We start from the raw sequence: 19845 nt of genomic DNA, 5'->3' as shown, positions 1-19845 counted from the left end.
GTGGTCCGCTCCGTCAATCTGGATCGTTTCACTCTGTGGACAGGATACGGGAAACACTCTCCCTGGCGGCAGCGGGATCGCCGGAAGCGAGCGCTGCCTCGGCGGCCCGGCGGCAGTCCTCGACGGTGACCCGGGCCAGGGCGCGACGCACCGGTTCCAGTGCGCGCAGGGCCATGGACAGCGACGTCACCCCGAGCCCGACCAGCACCGCAGCCAGTGCGGGATCGGCCGCGGCCTCCCCACAGACCCCCACCGGTTTGCCCGCGCATCTTCCCGCGTGGCCAACCATGCCGAGGAGCCGCAGCACGGCTGGCTGCCACGGGTCCTGGAGCCCACCCAGCCCCGGTGCCTGACGGTCGGTCGCCATCGCGTACTGGGCGAGGTCGTTGGTGCCGATGCTGACGAAATCCACCTCGGCGAGGATCTCCTCCGCCTGGAGCGCGGCCGAGGGGATCTCCACCATCACCCCGACCGTCCCCAATCCCGTGTCGCGGGCCAGCCCCGCGAATTCCGCGGCCTCGGCGGGGGTGGAGATCATGGGCGCCATCACCCAGGTCTCGGCGCCGCTTTCCCGGGACGCCCTGGCGATGGCCTCCAGCTGTTGGGCGAGCACCCCGGGGCGGCGGGCGGCGGTGCGGTAGCCGCGTACACCCAGCGCCGGGTTCCCCTCACCGGGGATGGTGAGGAAGGGCATCGGTTTGTCGCTGCCCGCGTCCAGGGTGCGCACCACCACGCGGCGTCCCGCGAACTGCGCCAGGGTGTCGCGGTAGATGGTGAACTGCTGTTCTGGATCCGGCTCCACATCGGCGTCGAGGAAGCAGATCTCGGTGCGGAAAAGACCTATCCCCTCGGCCCCCGCCTTCACCGCGGCCCGCGCCTCGGCGACGGAACCCACGTTGGCCAGCAGCGGCACGGGAACACCGTCACGGGTCACACCGGGGGCGCTCAACGGCTCAAGGGGACTGGGTGTGGTGCGGGCGCCGGTGCGCTGAACCCGGTCGGGGGAGACGATCACCTCACCCGAGGTCCCGTCAACCAGCACCTCGGCCCCGTCGGGAATCGCGAGCGCGTCACGGAAACCAACCACCGCCGGGATACCCATGCTGCGGGCCAGAACCGAGGTGTGGGCGGTTGGGCCGCCCCCCGCCGTGACGATGCCGAGACAGCGTTCCCGTTCGAGGGTGGCGGTGTCGGAGGGCGCCAGGTCGTGGGCCACCAGCACGAAGGGTTCCTCGGAATCCGGGAGGCCCGGCATGGGGCGGCCCGTCAGGTGGCATACGACGCGGTCGCGGATGTCGGTGATGTCGGTGGTGCGTTCCGCCAGGAGCCCGCCCGCATCCTTCAGACGTGCCACGACGTCGTTGGCGGCCCGCCACATCGCCGTCGCCGCCCCCACGCCGAGGGCATCGATCAGGGCCTGAGCGGACCGGAGCAGCTCGGGGTCGCGGGTCAGGGTGGCGGTGGCCCGCATGATCTGGGCGGCCTCGCCGGCAGAGGACGTGGCCCTCGCCTCGTAGCCGGCGGCGACCTCCTCCAGCGCGGTCGCCAGGCGGGTCTTCTCGCCGGGCAGCTGCGACGGCTGCGGGCGGGCCTCGGCCGGGGGGTCGACCAGTGGGGCCGACATCAACCGGGCAATGCCCACGACCCGGCCCGGGCTGACCCCCTGCGGACCGGCCGGCGCCGCGACGGTCGCTTCCGGGATCCCCGCGGACTCCCCGAACCCATCCGTGATCAACGACTCCAGGGCCGCCACCGCGTCGGCGGCCTGCGGGCCACGCGCCCCGATCCACACCTCGTCGCCCTTCCGGGCGTTCAAGGTGGCCAGGGCGATCGGCGAGGACGCCCCGCCCTCCACGCCGTGGCAGCGAAGCCGCACCTCGGCGTCGAAACGCCCGGCCTCCGCCACCAGCAGGGCGGCGGGCCGGGCGTGCAGGCCGGATGCGTTCGGGAGCGTGACCCGGGTCTCCGCGTCGGCCACCCACGGCACCTCACCGGACTCCTCGGGCGGTTCCGCATCCGCCGGGAGGTCCAGCCCCAAGGCCGCAAGTTTCGGGCCGAGCGCGGCACGGGCCTCGTCGGCCACCTCCTCGAGGGTGCCACCTGTGGCGGCGCGCACCGTGGCGGCCAGCAGACCCTCGACGAATGGGGCCGCGACCAGGATTGCGTTCACATCCTCGACCAGGTCCAGGGCGAACTCGGCGCTCAGCACCGCGGAGCCCAGGTCCATCAGAACCACCACCCCGGCGCCCCGGTCGGCGGCCCGGAGTGCGTCCGCCACCTGGGTGGCGTCCGTGCCGAACCCCCCGTCCGGGGTCCCGGCGGCGACCACGATCTCCGGCCGGGTTCCGTGCACCATCTGCAGCGACAACTCCACCGCGGCCTCGGCGAGGGCCCGGGAGTGGGAGACGACGACGAGCCCGACCAGAGCCACGGGTCAGCCCCCCTTGACGGCGGTCACGAGGGCCTCGAACAGGTAGGCGGTGGATGTGGCGCCCGGGTCCTGGTGCCCGGCGGAACGCTCCCCCAGGTAGGAGGCGCGCCCCTTCTTCGCCACCAGCGGGATGGTGGCGTCCCGGCCCTGTTGCGCTGCCGCCGAGGCCGCCTCGGCGGCCACCAGCGGGCCGTCAGTGACATGCGACTCGAAGGCCTCGACCGCGGGGGTCATGGCGTCGATCATGGTTTTCTCGCCGACGGCCGCCTTGCCGCGTGCGACCACACCGTCCCGTCCGGCCTTCAGGGCGGCCGCGAAGGTGTGCAGGGACACGTCCTCCACGCCACCCAGCTTCGCCCCGAATTTCATGAAAAAGGTGCCGTACAGCGGCCCGGCGGACCCTCCGACGGTGCTGACCAGGGCCATGCCGACGGATTTGAACATCGACCCGAGGGGGATGGTGTCGCCGAGTTTGCTCAGGGCCGCCGTCGCGCCGCGCGCCATGTTGGTGCCGTGATCGGCGTCGCCGATGGCCGCGTCGAGGTCGGTGAGGAACTCCATGTTGTCGTCGATCAGGGCGGCGAAGGCGCGCAGCCAGGCCACGCACTGCTCGTGGGTGAGCATCACAGTCCCCACCGCAGCCCCGCCGTCCTGACGGGTGCGTCCCACAGGGCCAGCAGCTCATCGTCGGCCTTCAGGACGGTGACGGAGCATCCCGCCATGTCCAGGCTGGTGATGTAGTTGCCCACCAGGTTGCGCACCACCCGAACCCCGGCGGCGTCGAGGAGGGCCTTGACCTCCCCGTACATCAGGTACAGCTCGATGAGCGGGGTGCCGCCCATGCCGTTGACCATGACGATGGTCTCCGAGCCGGCGAAGTCGTGGTCCGCGAGGATCGGCTCCACCAGCTGGCGGGCGATGTCCTTCGCGCCGGTCAGCGGCTCGCGGTGCCTGCCCGGTTCGCCGTGGATGCCGATGCCGATCTCCATCTGGTCCTCGGGCAGGTCGAAGGTGGGTCTTCCCGCGGCGGGGACGGTGCAGGAGGTCAGCGCCATGCCCATGGAACGGCCGTTCTCGATGACCTTCTTCGCCACCGCGACCACCGCATCCAGATCCCGGCCCTCCTCGGCCGCTGCGCCGACGATCTTCTCCAGCAACACCGTCAACCCGACCCCGCGGCGCCCCGCGGTGTAGAGCGAATCCTCCACCGCGACGTCGTCGGCAACCACCACCGTCTCGACGCGCACCCCCTGCTCGGCGGCCAGTTCCGCGGCCATCTCGAAGTTCATGACGTCGCCGGTGTAGTTCTTCACGACGTGCAGCACACCCGCTCCCGCATCCGTGCCGACGGTGGCCGCCAGCATCTGGTCGGGGGTGGGGGAGGTGAACACCTGACCCGCGCAGGCCGCATCCAGCATCCCGACCCCGACGAAACCGCCGTGCAGCGGTTCGTGGCCGGAACCACCCCCCGAGATCACCGCGACCTTCCCGGCGCGGGTGGGCTCGGCGCGGAAGATCACGCGGTTCTCGTGATCGACCCGGACGTTCTCGTCGGCAGCATCGATGCCTCTGAGGGCTTCCGCGATCACGTCGTCTGGCGAGTTGATCAGTTTCTTCATCGGGGTGCTCCTGCTTCGTTGCGGACCGTTTGCCTCTGATGCTCGCGCGAAACCACTTGCGGTTCAAGCAGAGAGCGTGAATATTGCACGATCGTGCCGGGAGAGGAGGCGCTGCTGCGACAACTCCCAGCTGGGGTTGTGGTGCCGGTGTGGGTAGGATACGGCGGTAAGGCCCCGGCTTTGCTGGGGCTTGCTTCACGTCTTGGAGGAAACCAATGCCGGGTGTTGTCGTGGTCGGAGCCCAGTGGGGCGACGAGGGCAAGGGCAAAGCAACCGATCAGCTGGGGGATCGCGTCGACCTGTGTGTGCGCTATTCGGGAGGCAACAACGCGGGCCACACCCTCGTGGTCGGGGGTGAGACCTTCGTCATGCACCTGCTGCCATCCGGGATCCTCAACCCCGGCACCACGACCGTGATCGGCAACGGCGTGGTGGTGGACCTCGACGTGTTCGCCGAGGAGCTGCAGACCCTCGTCTCCCGCGGGATCGAGGTGCCGCACCCGCTGATCAGCGCCAACGCCCACATCATCACCGAGTACCACAAGGTTCTCGACAAGGTCACCGAACGTTTCCTGGGCAAGCGGCGCATCGGCACCACCGGACGTGGCGTCGGTCCCGCCTACTCCGACAAGGTCAACCGGATGGGGGTGCGCATCCAGGACATCTTCGACGAACCGATCCTGCGGCAGAAGGTCGAGGCGGCCCTCGACCAGAAGAACCAGCTGCTGGTCAAGGTCTACAACCGCCGTCCCATCGAGGCCGACGCGATCGTCGATGCGCTGCTGGCGCACGCCGATGCCATCCGGCCGCACGTCATCGACTCGGGACGTTTCATCAACGACGCCCTCGACCGCGGCGAGGTGGTGCTGTTCGAGGGGGCCCAGGCGCACCACCTGGACGTCGACCACGGCACCTACCCCTATGTGACCTCGTCGAACCCGATCGCAGCGGGAGCATGCACGGGGGCGGGTGTCGGCCCCACCCGCATCGACCGGGCCATCGGCATCGCGAAGGCCTACACCACCCGCGTCGGTGAAGGGCCGTTCCCCACCGAGCTGCACGACGAGGACGGCGACCGGCTGCGCCGCGACGGCGGCGAGTTCGGGGCCACGACGGGCAGGCCGCGTCGCTGCGGCTGGTTCGACGCGCTCGTGGTGGAACAGGCCGCGAAGATCAACGGCTTCACCGATGTCTTCCTCACCAAACTGGATGTCCTGTCCGGCTGGGAGAAGATCCCGGTTTGTGTGGCCTACGACGTCGACGGGACACGCCACGACGTGATGCCCGTCACCCAGTCGGACTTCCACCACGCCACACCGGTCTACGAGGAACTGCCCGGCTGGAGCGAGGACATCTCGGCCTGCCGCGATTTCGGGGAACTGCCCGCGAACTGCCGCGCCTACGTGAAACGCTTGGAGGAGCTGATCGGTTGCCGCATCTCCGGGATCGGGGTCGGTCCGGGACGCGAACAGAGCATCATCATCAACGACCTATTGTGAGAGGACCTGCCATGAACGCCACCCCGAGCATCGTCCCACCGCCGCTGGAGGCGGCTCTTACCGGCGACGGGGAGCTGCTGGCAGCCTGGAAAAAACTTCCTCCCAGCCATCAACGGGAATGGATCAGGAGCATCGACGACGCGAAGCGTCCCGAGACCAAACAGCGCCGCGTGACCCAGCTGAGGGAGAAACTCCTGGGAAACTGATCCGCCCCAAGATTGTGTCGGCTTTTGGGCCAGTTTGGGGTCGGAGGGGTTGCGGTTCCCCGGATCTGCCTGAAAGTTAGGTGAGTATTGGGCATGGCCTCGGTGGGAACTCGTAGGAAACGCGCGAAACTGAACTGGTCCGGGCAGTCATCCGGCGCCGGTGCGGAATCGGTGCGTCCCGAGGCCCTGCAACTGGCCAGGAAGTACCTTGAGGAAGCCGGGGACGAGCGGGCCCGTGGGTTTGCGTCGTCCTCCGACGCCGAACTCCTGCAGCGCCTGGGTGCGTTCGGTGACGACGGGCTGCTCACCAACGCGGCATGGTTGCTGTTCGTTGGTACCGGCCACTCGGTCATCGAGTACCGGTTGCGGGGAGGACACAAGGAGTTGCGGCCGGGTGCGGAACTCTCGGTTCTGGAGCAGCTGACCCTGGTGCTCGATGCGGTCCGCGACAACAACCCCGAGGTTCAGATGCCCGACCGGGTGGAGGAGAAGACCGCCCCGGCGCTGAGCGCGCTGGCTGCCCGGGAGGCCGTCGTCAACGGGGTGGCGCACCGGGACTGGGTGGCCACGCACGCCACCGAGGTGGAACAGGAACATCGCTTCGGGGCGCTGCGGGTGCGCAGTCCCGGGGGGTTCGTCAGGGGATTCGGGGAGTACAACATCTTCTCCCGGTCGCCTTTCCCCCGGAACCCGGAGCTGATGAAACTCATGAAACCCCTGGGGCTGGTGGAGAACCGGGGTGCGGGGGTCGGCAGGATGGTCACCGAGTTGATCGGCAACGGCCAACCCGCCCCCACCTTCCGGGAGGTCGAGGGCAGCAGCGTCGAAGTGCTTCTGGGTGGTCGCCCACCCGACCCGGCCTGGCGGCTCTGGATCACCGGGCTCGGGTGGCCACGGGAACTGGAGGATCACCGGTTGTTGTTGCTGCTGCGGCGGGTGGCGGATCACCGCTGGATCGACGTCAGGACCGCAGCCAGGATCACCCACACCCCGGAGCTGCTGGCCCGCCCCCTGCTGAGGAGACTGGGAAAAATCGAGGTTTCCGGGACCCCGCTGCTCGTCCCGGTCGCCGGTGTGCCGCCCGAGAGCACCGATGTGTGGACCCTGTCCCCGCCGGCCCGGGAGGGGATGACGGAATTGTACGACCGGCTGAAACTCGCCATGCCCGGACGCGACAGGCAGGCCGTGGCGCGCAGCTACGTGCAGTCGCGGGGCAGGTTGTCCACCACGGAGCTGGGATCGATCCTCGGGATATCGGCGGCGGGGGCGGTCCCGCTGATCCAGAAGCTGGAACGAACCGGGGTGGTGCAGCCCGCGTGGGCCCACCGGAAGGGCCGCGGATTCCACTACGTCTTGAAGGATCCGGCTTCCGGCGGAGGATGAGACCATGACGACCTGGCGCGTCAAACGCATCTACGAGGAACCCGCCGACGCGGACGGCTACCGCGTCCTCGTCGACCGGCTCTGGCCGCGCGGGATCTCGAAGGAGGCCGCGCACCTGGACGAGTGGTGCAAGGACGTGGCGCCGAGCACCGAGGCGCGGCGCGACTTCGGACACGACCCGGCCCGGTTCGGGGAGTTCAAGGCCCGCTACCGCGCCGAACTGGCGGCCTCCGGTGCAGCCGCGGCCCTGGCGGAACGGCTGACCAACCGGCCGGTGGTGACGCTGCTGTACGCGGCCCACGACCCGAGCATCAACCAGGCGGTGGTGTTGCAGGAGGTTCTGCGCGATCCTCAGATCGCCTCATGAGGTGAGGAACAGCCGCTCGTGTGCTTATTGCGGAGCCGGGACCGGCCCGGAGTGTTTGCCTGAGCTGTTCGGCGGCGGCACCCAGGTGGGCTGGATTTCTTTCGGGGCGGGGTACTCGCGGATCGGACCCCACCATCGCCGCGACCCCATGGCGCCGTCGGTTTTCGTGAAAGGTCTCTAGATGTCGAGCTCCTTGAACGCCGGGACCTCCTGGGCCACTGCGATCCGGTCGGCCAGTTCCGGGTCCTTCTCGCGCAACTGGTCGAGCGTGTCGAAGATGTCGAGGGTCCGGTCGCTGCGCAGCCAGAAGCTGCGGGTCCAGGTGACGGGATCACGCCACAGGCGCTCTCCCTGCCCCTCCCAGTCCTCCGGGTCGGCCGTGATCTTCTCGTGGACGGCGTACCGGCCCTGCTTGGTGATGTAGACGAACCGGACACGGACCCCGTTTTCCACCTTTTCCGCGAGACGGAACAGTTTCCGGCCGGTGAAACGAACCGTGTGGCTGACGCCGTGTTCGTCGATGGTCAAGTCGATGGCATCCATCCCCTCGTGGCGCAGTTTCGCCCTGGCCATGTACTCTCGCAGTGCTATCGCGATGGCGGGGGACAGACCCCCGGCCTCCTGAGCGGCCTGTTCGAAGAGTTCCTGGTCGTTGTCCGAGACGTAGATGGTCCTTCTTGGCATGGGGTGAGTATATGCATACGTATACTAACCAAGGTAATGAACTGCCGGGACGGACGTTGCGACCGACCTCAGGTGAAGGCATCGACGGGGTTCATGCGGGCACCCGGATGATCACCCAGCCGTCGTCGAGACCGGCTCCCGGGGCGCCATCCGGCCGGACGATGTGATTCACGTCGTGCTGTCCTCGGCGAGCCGCACCGTCCTCCAACCAATGTCCAGGCCGACCGCCACCCCGTCGGGAAGAGCCGCGATGGCCCGCACCGGTCTCCTGAAACGGGTCTCGTGGAGCTGATCCCCCGTCGCGGGATCCGTCACCCGGACCGTGCCGTCGCGATGCCCCGTGGCGATGCGCAGGCGGGGCAGCGGCACCGCCAGCCCCGGTGCAAGCCCCACCGGAAGCCGGTGGGAGGCGACCTGCTGCTCGGCGTCCGGGTCCCAGAGCGTGTATCCGCCGTCCTTGTCGATCACCACCAGCAGGGTTCGTTCCGGGGCCGTGTGGGCGGTGACGCTGCTCAGCCATTCGCGGGGACCCTCCAGTCGGCCCACCCTGCGCCCGGTCTCCGGATCCCACAGCAGGGTGACACCGTCTCCGCTGGATGCCAGCCGCAGCTGGCCGTCGGGGGTGCGCCAGGTGGTGAGGTCGGTGGCCGCGCCCTCGTGGCCGATCAGCGGCATCCCGTCCTCTTCCCCGGCCTCTGGATCGAGGACGCGGATTCCGACGTCGCCGCGGATGATCGCGACCCGCGGCCGGCCCGACGGGGTGCACCACGTCGTCAACCGGGAACCCGGGGTCGTTTCACCGACCTGTAGCTCACCGACCCGGTCTTCCGTCTCTGGATCCCAGAACTGGATGCTCCGGTTGTTCGTGAGCACCGCCAGCCGGGGAGCCCCGGTGCTCGACGTGAAGGCGGCCGCGTGAACGGGGCCGTCACTGACCGGCAACCTGCGCAACCGGCGTCCCGAAACGGCATCCCAGACACAGACGAAACGACCACGCCCGAGCGTGACCACCCGTGGTTTGCCGTCCGGCGTGGTGAACGTCGTGATGGCCCTGACCGGACCGCGTCTTCGCGCCTGCCTGAGCCGGGCCAGGGTCAACATCCCCAGGGTGGTGGCGGCGACGAACTTCCTCGGGAACCGACGCATCGGATTCAGCCTCCCGGGTTCGCGGCGTCGCGTCTCGTTCGGTGTCCCCCGGAGCGGGCATGCAGGTCGATCATGGCCTGAACAGTACCCGGCACCACCGACAAAACGGATGCGATGCTCAGACCTCCGGTGGCAGCCTCAGCAACGCCCAGCCGTCGTCGAGGCTCACGGCCAGGTCTCCGTGGCGGAACGAGACGATGGTCTCGGCGTAGTCCAGGGCGTGCATGGCGTAGGTCATCCTGCCGGTCGCGATGTCCCAGAACCTGATGGAACGGTCCAGCCCCGAGGTGACCAGACGTGTGCGGCCCTCCCGGTTCGTTCCCACCAGCACGACATCGCAGAGATTCTCCTCGCCGTTGCTGAGCCGACCCAGCTGCCGTCCGTTGCCCGGGTCCCAGACGCGGACGATGCAATCGTCCCCGGTGGTGACCAGCCGGGGTTCACCGTTTGCCGCGGAGAAGGCGACCACGCAGGTCATCGGGCAGGACGGTCCTTTCAGGGGCCTGCCGATCGGCCGCCCCACGTCGGGGTCCCAGATGCGGATGGCGCCCTCGTCACCGACGGAGGCCAACCAGGCGTCGCCGTGACGGGTGTTGAAGGTGCACAGGGCCCTGACCGGTCCGACATGGCCCGTGAGTGACCGGCCGGCCTGGGTGCCGTTGACCGGATCCCAGAGCCGGATGCTGCCGTCGCTGCTGGCGGTGGCCAGCCGGATCTCCCCGAACGGGGTGGTCCAGGCCAGGACGTCGTTGATGCGTGCGGCGTGCCCGGTGAGGGGTTCACCGGCGAGCTGCTCCGAACCGAGGTCCCAGATCCGCAGGGACTCCTGCTCCGCGACCGCGAGCATCTGGTCGCCCCGCCGGGTGGTGAACCGGACGCTGCGGGCCTCGGTCCACGGCTGCCCGGGGCGGGCGTTCAACTCCCCGACCCACTGGCCCGTGTCGGTTTCCCAGATCTGGAGGACGTCGTCGTAGGTGTTCCGGATGGTGCCGACCCGTGGCGATCCGTCGGGGGCCGTGAACCAGGTGACCACCTGCATCTCGTCCAGCTGCTCGACGGATCTGGCCGCCGGACGGGACTTGGAGGCCGGGTCCCAGATCCGGATGGTGTGGTCGCGGGAGGCGGAGGCCAGCAGCGGACGGCCGGCGGGGCCGTAGAAGGAGGACACGGCCGTCACCTGGAAACCGTGGCCGCGCAGTGGAACCCCGACCTCCTCGCCGGTGGCGCGGTCCGTGATCTTGACGTTGTTGCCGTCGGGAACCGCCAGCAGCGTCCGGCCGTAGGCGTTGGTGAACGTGGCCTCGCGTCTGGCGGAGATGCCCGACAGGGGGGAGTCGACGGGTTCGTCGGTTTCCTCGCCGGTGCCGGGATCCCAGCGCCGCGTGGCGGCGTCGTTGCTCTCGGAGACGAGCAGGGTGCGGCCGTCGCGGGCGTTGCACCTGGAGAGTTCGGTGACCTCCCCGGTGTTTCCCACCAACGTCAGATGTGGGGTCTGGGGGCGCCGAACGGCCTGCCGGACGAACCAGGTGGACTCGTCGACGGCACTCGGGGGCATGGACGTGAACCAGGCGGTGGCGAGCTGCCGGATGCCCTGCCGGTCCTGCGGGTCCGCGTCGCGCAGCAGATGACTGGCGGCCAGCATCCCCGAGACCCGGGGCGGCAACGAGTACCGCCCGAAGGCGTCCTGCATGATCCGCTGGGTCAGCTCGCGTGGATTGATGCAGTCCATGACGAGTTCGTTCTCGGCCAGTTCCTGCAGCCACGTCTGAACCCCCGACCGGGCGGGAAGCGTCACCTCCTCGTCAGGGGAGATGGCGGCGTGCATGGCGAGATGTGCAGTCGATCCCGGGTGGATGCTCATCTGGCTCCTCGTGCCTCTGGTGGCCGGTGATCATAGGTTATATCGAGACCCCGGCTCAGCGACGGCGTTTCACTGTCGGCCGAACGCCTGACATGCCTGGGAACCGTGTCGATGACGACGGCACGAATGCCGGTTCGCCCGACCCGGCGTGCCGCAGTCGGGCATGACTTCCGGAACAGGGCCTAGGCTCGGGTTGTGACCACTGTTCTGCTTCTCGGCTCCGGTGGGCGTGAACACGCCCTGGGCCGCGCCCTCATCGCCGATCCCTCCGTCCAGCTGCACGCCGCCCCCGGGAATCCCGGGTTGGCCGCGATCGGGACCCTGCACGCCGTCGAACCCTCCGACCCCGCGGCCGTGGTCGCGCTGGCACGTCGGATCGGGGCCGACCTGGTGGTCGTGGGACCGGAGGCGCCCTTGGTCGCGGGGGTGGCCGATGCCGTCCGGGAAGCAGGGATCGACTGCTTCGGCCCGTCCGCGGCGGCCGCCGAACTGGAGGGCTCCAAGGCCTTCGCCAAGGACGTGATGCGCACCGCCGGGGTGCCGACCGCCGATGCCCGTGTGTGCGCGACGCCCGGTGAGGCCGCCGCCGCCCTCGACGCCTACGGTCCGCCCTACGTCGTCAAGAACGACGGCCTGGCGGCCGGCAAGGGGGTCGTCGTCACCCCCGACCGCACCGCCGCCCTGGCGCACGCCGAGGCCTGTGGGAAAGTGGTGATCGAGGAGTTCCTCGACGGACCGGAGGTGTCGTTGTTCGCGATCTGCGACGGCGTCACCGCGGTGCCGCTGCTGCCCGCCCAGGACTTCAAACGCGTCGGTGACGGTGATGCCGGCCCCAACACCGGCGGCATGGGGGCCTACTGCCCGCTGCCGTGGGCGCCGGACGGGCTCGTCGAGGAGGTCATGGCCCAGGTGATCGACCCGACGCTGACGGAGATGAGCCGCCGCGGCACACCGTTCGTGGGGCTGCTGTACGCAGGGCTGGCGTTGACCGCTCGCGGGGTGCGGGTGGTGGAGTTCAACGTCCGGTTCGGCGACCCCGAGACCCAGGCCGTCCTGGCGCTGCTGGAAACCCCCCTCGCCGGTGTGCTGCGCGCCGCGGCCCGCGGTGAACTGGCCGGCCTGCCGCCGCTGCGGTGGCGTGACGGCGCCGCAGTGGTGGTCGTCGAGGCGGCGCAGGGCTACCCGGGCACCCCGGTCGGGGGAGGAAGCATCGACCTGCCCGCCGACACCGACCGCGCATGGACCCTGCACGCCGGAACCGCATCGGCAGACGACGGTCTCGTCGCCGCTGGGGGACGCGTGCTGGGAATCGTCGGGCTGGGAGAGGACCTCGACCAGGCCCGCGGTCGCGCCTACGACCACCTGTCGCAGGTGGATTTCCCCGACGGCTTCCACCGCACCGACATCGGCATCCCGCACTGAAAGACCCGCGGGCAGAACCCTCCCCAGAGTCGGTTGGACCGGCCCGCGAGGCTTTACCTTGAAGTTGGTGAGCCGGCCTGCGAGCGTCAGCGAGTGGGGCGTGTCGAAACCATGGTGAGGGTGTCTAGGGTCTTGTGGTCGGGTTTGCCGACCGGGCGCCAGTGGTGGTTTCGACTCAGCCGTTCGCTTCGCTCACATGCTGGCTCAACCAGCTTCGGGAGGGGGCTCGCGATCCGGCTCAACCGGGTTCAAGGGGCCCATCGCCCCACGGAACCTCGGAAATCGGGAGAAATGCGGTGGAGCCAATAGAGTTGCCCGCATGAGCGTTCCCAATGTGCTGGCCACCCGTTACGCCTCCGCGCAGATGCGCGCCATCTGGGCGCCCGAGGCGAAGGTGGTCGCCGAGCGGCGGCTCTGGCTGGCGGTGTTGCGCGCCCAACGCGACCTGGGTGTCGACTTCGGGGGCGCCGAGGCCGACGAGGTGATCGCCGCCTACGAGGCGGTCGTCGAAGAGGTGGACCTCGAATCCATTGCGGCCCGCGAACGCGTCACCCGCCACGACGTCAAGGCGCGGATCGAGGAGTTCAACGCCCTCGCCGGCCACGAACACGTCCACAAGGGCATGACCTCGCGAGACCTCACCGAGAACATCGAGCAGTACCAGGTCCTGTCCTCGCTTCGCGTGATCCGCGACCGCGTCGTCGCCGCCCTGGCGCAGCTGGCCCGGCTGGCCGTCGCATGGGCCGATCAGCCGCTGACCGGTCGCTCCCACAACGTCGCGGCCCAGATCACCACCCTGGGCAAGCGGTTCGCCACCGCCGCCGACGAACTGCTGGTGGCGTACCGGAGACTGGAGGAGCTCATCGCCCGCTACCCGGCGCGCGGGATCAAGGGGCCGGTCGGAACCGCCCAGGACATGCTCGACCTCCTCGGCGGCGACGCCGGCAGGCTGGCCGAGCTGGAACGCCGGGTCACCTCCGAGCTGGGTTTCGAGGCCGTTCTCACCTCCACGGGACAGGTGTATCCGCGCAGCCTCGACTACGACGTCGTCACCGCCCTGGCGCAGACCTCCGCGGCCCCGTCGAACGTGGCCACCACCATCCGCCTGATGGCGGGTCTCGAACTGGTCACGGAGGGGTTCAAGGAGGGACAGGTCGGCAGCTCCGCCATGCCCCACAAGATGAACACCCGCTCCTGTGAGCGCGTCAACGGGCTGTCGGTGATCCTGCGCGGCCACGTCTCCATGATCGGTGAGCTGGCCGGGGACCAGTGGAACGAGGGCGACGTCTCCTGCTCGGTGGTGCGGCGGGTGGCGCTGCCCGACGCATTCTTCGCGCTCGACGGACTGTTCGAGACCTTCCTCACCGTGCTCGCCGACTTCGGGGCCTTCCCTGAGGTGATCGCCGCCGAACTGGACCGCTATCTGCCCTTCCTGACCACCACGAAGGTGCTGATGGCGGCGGTGCGCAGGGGAGTGGGTCGCGAGGAGGCCCACGAGGTCATCAAGGAACACGCGGTCGCCGTCGCGCTGGAGATGCGCCACGGCATGAGGATCAATGACCTCCTCGACCGCCTCGCCGCCGATCCCCGCCTCAGGCTGACCCGCGACGAACTGGGCGCGCTGGTCACCGATCCCCTCGACCTGGCGGGCACCGCAGGGTCGCAGGTGGCGCGGATCGCGGAGGAGGTCGCGGAAATCACGGCGACCCATCCGGAGGCGGCCGCCTACCGCCCGGGAGCCGTGCTGTAAGGGGAAGAACCCCGCATTCAGGGAAGTTCATTCGCAGCCACCCTCAACCGCGCTCTGACCATGGGTTTTACCGATCGATGTGCCGCCTGTGATTGAGCCTCATTCCGTGACGGCCGTCTCGTCTTGAGCGCTCTCCCAGGCGCGGATCGCGCCGTGGAGACGAACCGAAATCGCCACGCAGCCCAGGAAACACAGCCCGGACACGTAGAACGGGACCCGCAGATCCAGTGTCGCAGCCATCCACCCACCCGCAGCAGCCCCGGTCGCAAGGCCGAGATAGCTCAGCAACCGTCCCACAGACCCGATTCGTCCCAACAGGTCCTGCGGAATGATCTTCTGTCGAACCGAGCCGGCGAGCACACTCCAGACCACCGCATGACAGATGTATGCGGCCATCGCTACGGCTGCGACGAAGGTGTTCGAAGTGGCTCCGCAGATGGTGATCGAGGCAGCCCCCAGAAACAGAGCCAGGACGATGCTGGTGCCGTACCCGAATTGCTTACGGAGCCGCGGCGAAACGAAGCTTCCTAGAAGCCCGCCCAACGCCGAGAAAGACATCATGAGTCCGTAGCCTCCACTGTCCAGCCCAAGGATGCGTTGAGCGAAGACAACGAGGAACGAGAACGGCAGGCTGTAGGCGACGCTCGCTAGCCCATTGATCGCGACCAGGCCAGCAACGATCTCGTTCCTGCGGAGCCACGCCAGGCCCGTACTCAGATCGTTCCAGATGGATGTACGTTCCGTGCCCATCTCACTGCCTCGGTGCGGTCCCCGTAGGAGGAAGAAGGCCAGGGAGGCGACGCCGCAGGCAAAGGAACTAGCCCCAATGGGCAGTGCGGCGGTCACCGCGAACAGGAAGCCTCCCAACGGGGGCCCAACGAATTCATCAATGACGAGCTGAGTGCCGGTGATCTGCGAGTTTGCCCGGTCGAGTTCCTTGGCAGGGATGATTGACGGGAGCACAGAGAACACTGCCGTGTCGGATGTGGCCTCGACCAGCGCCACCGCGGCGTAGATGACGTAGAGAAGGGATATATTCACGGCACCTTTGACCAACAGGATGGCGAGGGCGCCGTAGGCGAGGAATCGCAAGAGATTCGCCATGTACAGCAGATGACGGCGATCAAAACGGTCGATCATGACGCCGATACCGAGCACCGCACCGATTCGGGGAACCGTGTAGGCAACAGTCAAACCGGAGACGGTCAACGGATCTTTGCTCAGTGCAGTAGCAATCAGGGGCATGGCGATGAATACCAGTCCATCGCTGAGATTGGATGCTGCGTTCCCGACCCACAGCTTGCGGTATTCGAGGTTCCTCACGAAGGTTCCGATGCTCTCGGCATGTTCACGTCCTCTTCAAGCCGAACTGCTATAGGTTTTGTGGAGGGTGGCGAAAACTTGGATTGTGGTTTAGGCTGCCGTCTCGGTTTGTCTCCATTCCTGATGGGCTTCGTTCGGGGTGCGGTATCCGATTGTGGAATGAAGCCTGGTTTGATTGCAGTCGGTGTTCAATCCATGATGTTGCGTCCTTGGGGCTTATTCACGGGGTTTTTTGAATTTCCCCAAGTAACGTTTTGCCCCGAGGGGGCGTGGGGGTGACTTGTCCGATCTGAGACAATCAAAGTGTTCCACCGCAAAGAATCTCAGGAGAAAAACAAACCGCTGCCGTGAATGCTACCACAAGCCTTGACCGTGACCAGATCCTTGACCCGTGTGAACTGATACACCCCCGTTCCGGAAACCCATCCGGCAGCAGGGTCTCGTGCCCTGGGATTGTTCCGCCGAATCCAGGTCACTTTGTTGATGCTCGGGCACAATCTCACTCAGGAGTTGCTGACAGACATTCACGCGGGTTTCCCAAACCACCGGCTCACGAGTGGTCACGGTCTACACTTCCTTGATCGCCGAGGCCATCCAAGGCGTGGGTGCCTGATGTGGGGGACCTCGACCCGGATCCGGCAGCATGCTCATCGACGGTACCTTGGCGTCCTGCTGACCATGGTCCAAGCGTCCTGAGTTGTGACTGGGGCAAGCGCCACACGACGGGGATGAATCCGCAGGTGGCCGGACACCTCGCCTGGCTCTCAAAACCATCAGTGGGCAGTGGTCATGGTGCGAAAACCATCACGGAGGCTTACTCACAGCCGTCCTCAAGTGTTGTCTGACCAGGGCTTCGCTGGCCGAGGTGTTGCCCGTGAACAAGCCTCAAGGGATACGCGATGACCGCGGCAGTTGTCGCGAGCCCCTGGTGCGATCGCTTGGAGCCATGTCAAAGGTGGCGACTGGAAACGTCGGATCGCGTCACTCGTCGACGGGTTCGAGTAACCGTCACCATGAAGCGCAAAACCCGGCTCACCGACCGTCCGGAAGGCTGCCGAGCTCACTTCGCACCGCTACTGCCGCGCGCATCACCACTGTAACCCGGGCAGGATGTGGCTTCCTCAACGGGTCTGCTGTTTGGCTGTCGGATGGTTTCGACACGGGCTACTCCTTCGTCGCGGCCCGGCTCAACCAGCTTCAGGGAGAGAACGTTCACGTGCTGGCTCAACCAGTTTCAGGGAGAGGACGCTCACGTGCTGGCTCAACCAGCTTGAGGGGCGGAAGTTGGTTGAGCCGGCCTGCTCGCATCCGGAAGAACACCCCCTTGGTTTCACCCCGCAGCTCTCGGGTTTCTGCCACGTCTGCACCCTGGGAGGGGTTAGCATGCCAAGACCGTCAGGAAATCAGAGGAGCACCATGAACCAGTCTCCCCAGAACACTGATCCATCCAAGCCGGAACCTTCGGGTAGCGGAGTCCCCGATTTCATGCTCGGTGAACCAACCGGTCAGGTGGGTGAAGCTGCCGAACCGGTCGGCGCGTCAGCCGGATCCGCCGATGCCGCGACCGGGCAGCCCCACCGGGCGGACGAGGCAGCCGCCTTCAACCGCTACCTGTACGCCCCCGAACAGTCATCTTCCAGGTACGACCCCTACGCCGTGGGTGAGTTCCCATCCCAACGCTGGGAGGACCCGAGCCGTGACAGCGTTGCGAGCTGGGTCGGGGTTGTGATCCTCATGGCCATCCCCTTGGCGAACATCGTCGCGGTTCTGGTGATGGCGTGCTCGTCGAGTTTCTCGCGCGCCAAGCAGAACTTTGCTCGCGCCACCTTGATCGTGTTCGGGATCGTCCTGGGGTTGTTGTTTCTCATCGGCCTGACGTCCGGGGCGCTGTTCAGGGTCGTACAGCGGTGACGTTGCGAAGGGGCTGCCGACCGGGTCGTGTCCGGTCGACAGCCCCTTTTTCCGGGAAGGTCACGAGGCAGCGGTGAGGGCTTCCCGCCACTTCAGGGGTTTGCCGGTGCGCAGCAGGCCGCGGTCGTAGATCCGGGCGGCGAACCAGACCGTCGCGACGGTGGTGAGGATGAGCAGCGCCAGTGAGGCGAAGGGTTCCCAGCCTGCGCTCTGGCCGAGGAAGATGCGCACCGGAACGGCGACCGGGGCGGAGAACGGGATGTAGCTCATCGCCGTCATGGCCAGGGGATTGCTGGTGCCGAATGCAACACCGAGATAGGGCAGCATCACGAGCCAGGTGAGGGGCTGCAGCGAGGTGTTGAGATCCTCGGTGCGGGAGACCAGCGCGGCGGCAGCCGCGTAGAGGGCCGCGATCATGACGAACCCGAACAGGAACAGGACGACGAACCAGACGATGGGCCACACGAGGTCCGCCACCGGCAGGACGCTGCCGTTTATCGCCAGCCCCCCGAGGACGGTGGCCGCGATGGCGAGGATCTGCGCCAGTGCCGCGGCGGAGTTACCGATGATCTTTCCGGTGAGCAGCGCCTTCGAGGAAATGCTGGCCAGCAGGATCTCGACGATGCGCGTCTGCTTCTCCTCGACCACCGAGTTGGCGATGCCCATGCCGAAGACTATGGCTGCCATCATCCACACCATGCCGAAACCAATTCCCAGGAAATAGCGAAGGGCGGGATGCGGGGCGTTGGGGTCGAGCAGCTGAACGTTCGGGGACACCGAAAGGGACGAGAGCAGGCCGGTCGGGGTGTCCCGCAGCGACAGCACCTCGATTCCCAGCGGGTTCGACGTGTCCGGAACCACGGCGGCTTTCGCGTCCTCGGAGAGCACGGCGTTGCGCGCCGCCTCCGGGTCCGCGACCTCGACCACGGTGATGTTCGGCAGGTTCCTGAGTTTCGGGGCGAGGTCCGTGGTGGTGGCGACGGTGGTGGCGCCGCCGTCCATCCACTTTCCGATCTGCGGGGTGAAAACGACGGCGAGGAACATGACGGCCAGGGTGATGAGGGTCGAGATGATGAACGACTTCGACATGCATCGCACCACGATTTCCCGTTTGGCGACGATACCGACGGTGCTCCAGAAGCTCGGACGGGCGGGGGTCTGGGTGTTCATTGGGCCATCTCCTTGTAGATCTCGTGCAGGCTGCGGGTCACGCGCTGGAAGTTGCTGACGGTGCCGCGTTCCAGGGCGGCCACCAGGACACGGTTGGCGGTTTCCTCGTCGGGTGCCTGGAACCGGACGTAGCCGCCGTCGAACTCGACCACCGGGACGATGTCACGCACCCAGCCGGTGTCGGTGTTCGTCTCCAGATCCCACTCGTTGCCGGTGTTGGCGGCCTGGAGCTCGGCCCGGGTGCCGTTGGCGCGGATCTCGCCCCGGGAGATGATCACGAGCTGGTCGCAGAGCCGCTCCACAACGTCGAGCTGGTGCGAGGAGAACAGGACGGGGGCGCCCGTGGCCGCGACCTCACGGAGCACGTCGACGGTGATGTCAACCGAATCCGGGTCGAGACCGGAGAACGGTTCGTCCAGGACCAGGGCGTTGGGTCGGTGGATGAGGGCCGCGGCGATCTGCACCCGCTGCTGGTTGCCGAGCGACAGCGACTCCAGGGTGTCGGTGGGTTTGCCGTTGAGCTGGAGACGTTCCAGCAGTTCCAGGCCGTAGCGGCGCGCCTCGGTGGCGTCGCTGCCGTGCAGCTGGGCCAGGTAGACGAGCTGGTCGATGATCTTCATCTTCGGGTAGAGGCCGCGTTCCTCCGGCATGTAGCCGATGGTGGCGCGCTGCTCGGCGTTCATGGGTTGACCGTCGACCAGGACCTGCCCTTCATTGGCCGCCAGCACGCCCAGGATGATCCGCATGGTCGTGGTCTTGCCGGCCCCGTTGCCGCCGACGAAACCCGTCATGAGGCCGGGCCTGATGTCGAAGGAGACATCGTTCAACACATGCTTGTCACCGAAGAACCGGTGAACGTTCCGTACGTTGATCATGACCTCAACGCTACGGATCGGGACCCGGTTGGCGCTTCCCGCGGCAGGGGGAAATCCGTCCTCCCCCACACGGGGGATACGAGATGGCGTAGTTCGCCTGCCCTCCTGACGGGAACGCCTGTCTTGTGGTCGTGTGCCTGCGCTACAGCGCAAGCGGACGACTGCAAGACAGGCGTTTCCGTGGCTCGGTCGCGGCCC

General features: G+C 67.5%; 16 protein-coding genes. 7 read left to right on the top strand and 9 right to left on the bottom strand.

From position 1 onward, the window contains the following. Positions 1 to 28 precede the first annotated feature (28 nt). Genes ptsP through dhaK form a run of 3 tightly spaced genes read right to left on the bottom strand, consistent with a single transcriptional unit; the run spans position 29 to position 4050 of the window. Complete coding sequence (gene ptsP / locus ACO6D6_RS06325; protein WP_484784183.1) at positions 29 to 2431, bottom strand: phosphoenolpyruvate--protein phosphotransferase; 2403 nt, start codon at positions 2429 to 2431, stop codon at positions 29 to 31. A gap of 3 nt (positions 2432 to 2434) precedes the next feature. Then, entirely contained in the window at positions 2435 to 3055 is a 621-nt protein-coding gene (dhaL, locus tag ACO6D6_RS06320; protein WP_484784181.1) for a dihydroxyacetone kinase subunit DhaL, read from the bottom strand. After that, on the bottom strand, positions 3055 to 4050 hold the full coding sequence (gene dhaK / locus ACO6D6_RS06315) for a dihydroxyacetone kinase subunit DhaK (protein ID WP_484784179.1): 996 nt from the start codon (positions 4048 to 4050) through the stop codon (positions 3055 to 3057). The genes dhaL and dhaK overlap by 1 nt, the downstream gene beginning before the upstream one ends. A 215-nt stretch (positions 4051 to 4265) precedes the next feature. Between dhaK and ACO6D6_RS06310 the strand changes: the two genes are divergently transcribed. From ACO6D6_RS06310 to ACO6D6_RS06295, 4 genes are all read left to right on the top strand, one after another. After that, positions 4266 to 5549 carry an adenylosuccinate synthase gene (locus ACO6D6_RS06310; RefSeq protein ID WP_484784177.1) on the top strand — a complete coding sequence of 428 codons (1284 nt, stop codon included), beginning with the start codon at positions 4266 to 4268 and terminating at the stop codon, positions 5547 to 5549. Between the two features lie 11 nt (positions 5550 to 5560). Continuing rightward, entirely contained in the window at positions 5561 to 5755 is a 195-nt protein-coding gene (locus ACO6D6_RS06305; protein WP_484784175.1) for a YdeI/OmpD-associated family protein, read from the top strand. Positions 5756 to 5848: 93 nt separating this feature from the next. Then, positions 5849 to 7138 carry an ATP-binding protein gene (locus ACO6D6_RS06300; RefSeq protein WP_484784173.1) on the top strand — a complete coding sequence of 430 codons (1290 nt, stop codon included), beginning with the start codon at positions 5849 to 5851 and terminating at the stop codon, positions 7136 to 7138. Between the two features lie 4 nt (positions 7139 to 7142). Then, positions 7143 to 7505, top strand: a complete 363-nt coding sequence (locus ACO6D6_RS06295) for a DUF488 domain-containing protein (RefSeq protein WP_484784172.1) — start codon at positions 7143 to 7145, stop codon at positions 7503 to 7505. Positions 7506 to 7682: 177 nt separating this feature from the next. Here ACO6D6_RS06295 and ACO6D6_RS06290 read toward each other — a convergent pair whose 3' ends face one another. The 3 genes from ACO6D6_RS06290 to ACO6D6_RS06280 all read right to left on the bottom strand — a co-directional run bounded on the left by ACO6D6_RS06290 (position 7683) and on the right by ACO6D6_RS06280 (position 11196). After that, positions 7683 to 8189: an EXLDI protein gene (locus ACO6D6_RS06290; protein ID WP_484784170.1), complete on the bottom strand. Its 507-nt coding sequence runs from the start codon at positions 8187 to 8189 to the stop codon at positions 7683 to 7685. Positions 8190 to 8357: 168 nt separating this feature from the next. Beyond that, positions 8358 to 9335 carry a WD40 repeat domain-containing protein gene (locus ACO6D6_RS06285; RefSeq protein ID WP_484784169.1) on the bottom strand — a complete coding sequence of 326 codons (978 nt, stop codon included), beginning with the start codon at positions 9333 to 9335 and terminating at the stop codon, positions 8358 to 8360. Positions 9336 to 9453: 118 nt separating this feature from the next. Continuing rightward, the gene (locus tag ACO6D6_RS06280) at positions 9454 to 11196 is read right to left on the bottom strand and encodes a WD40 repeat domain-containing protein (protein ID WP_484784168.1); all 1743 of its coding nucleotides are present in this window, start codon (positions 11194 to 11196) and stop codon (positions 9454 to 9456) included. Positions 11197 to 11391: 195 nt separating this feature from the next. Between ACO6D6_RS06280 and purD the strand changes: the two genes are divergently transcribed. Continuing rightward, positions 11392 to 12618: a phosphoribosylamine--glycine ligase gene (gene purD, locus ACO6D6_RS06275; RefSeq protein WP_484784167.1), complete on the top strand. Its 1227-nt coding sequence runs from the start codon at positions 11392 to 11394 to the stop codon at positions 12616 to 12618. 319 nt (positions 12619 to 12937) lie between these two features. Continuing rightward, positions 12938 to 14368 carry an adenylosuccinate lyase gene (gene purB, locus ACO6D6_RS06270; protein WP_484784165.1) on the top strand — a complete coding sequence of 477 codons (1431 nt, stop codon included), beginning with the start codon at positions 12938 to 12940 and terminating at the stop codon, positions 14366 to 14368. 99 nt (positions 14369 to 14467) lie between these two features. Here purB and ACO6D6_RS06265 read toward each other — a convergent pair whose 3' ends face one another. Further along, complete coding sequence (locus ACO6D6_RS06265; protein ID WP_484784163.1) at positions 14468 to 15691, bottom strand: MFS transporter; 1224 nt, start codon at positions 15689 to 15691, stop codon at positions 14468 to 14470. A gap of 1416 nt (positions 15692 to 17107) precedes the next feature. Here ACO6D6_RS06265 and ACO6D6_RS06260 point away from each other — a divergent pair. After that, the gene (locus tag ACO6D6_RS06260; RefSeq protein ID WP_484784162.1) at positions 17108 to 17602 is read left to right on the top strand and encodes a hypothetical protein; all 495 of its coding nucleotides are present in this window, start codon (positions 17108 to 17110) and stop codon (positions 17600 to 17602) included. Between the two features lie 60 nt (positions 17603 to 17662). On the opposite strand, the gene ACO6D6_RS06255 is transcribed toward ACO6D6_RS06260, so the two are convergent. Next, on the bottom strand, positions 17663 to 18772 hold the full coding sequence (locus ACO6D6_RS06255) for an ABC transporter permease (protein ID WP_484784161.1): 1110 nt from the start codon (positions 18770 to 18772) through the stop codon (positions 17663 to 17665). Continuing rightward, complete coding sequence (locus tag ACO6D6_RS06250) at positions 18769 to 19647, bottom strand: ABC transporter ATP-binding protein (protein WP_484784160.1); 879 nt, start codon at positions 19645 to 19647, stop codon at positions 18769 to 18771. Before ACO6D6_RS06250 ends, ACO6D6_RS06255 begins: the two co-directional genes overlap by 4 nt. Positions 19648 to 19845: the final 198 nt, after the last annotated feature.

The organism is Arachnia sp., from assembly GCF_057238465.1.
This window is presented reverse-complemented; position numbering and strand designations above follow the sequence as displayed.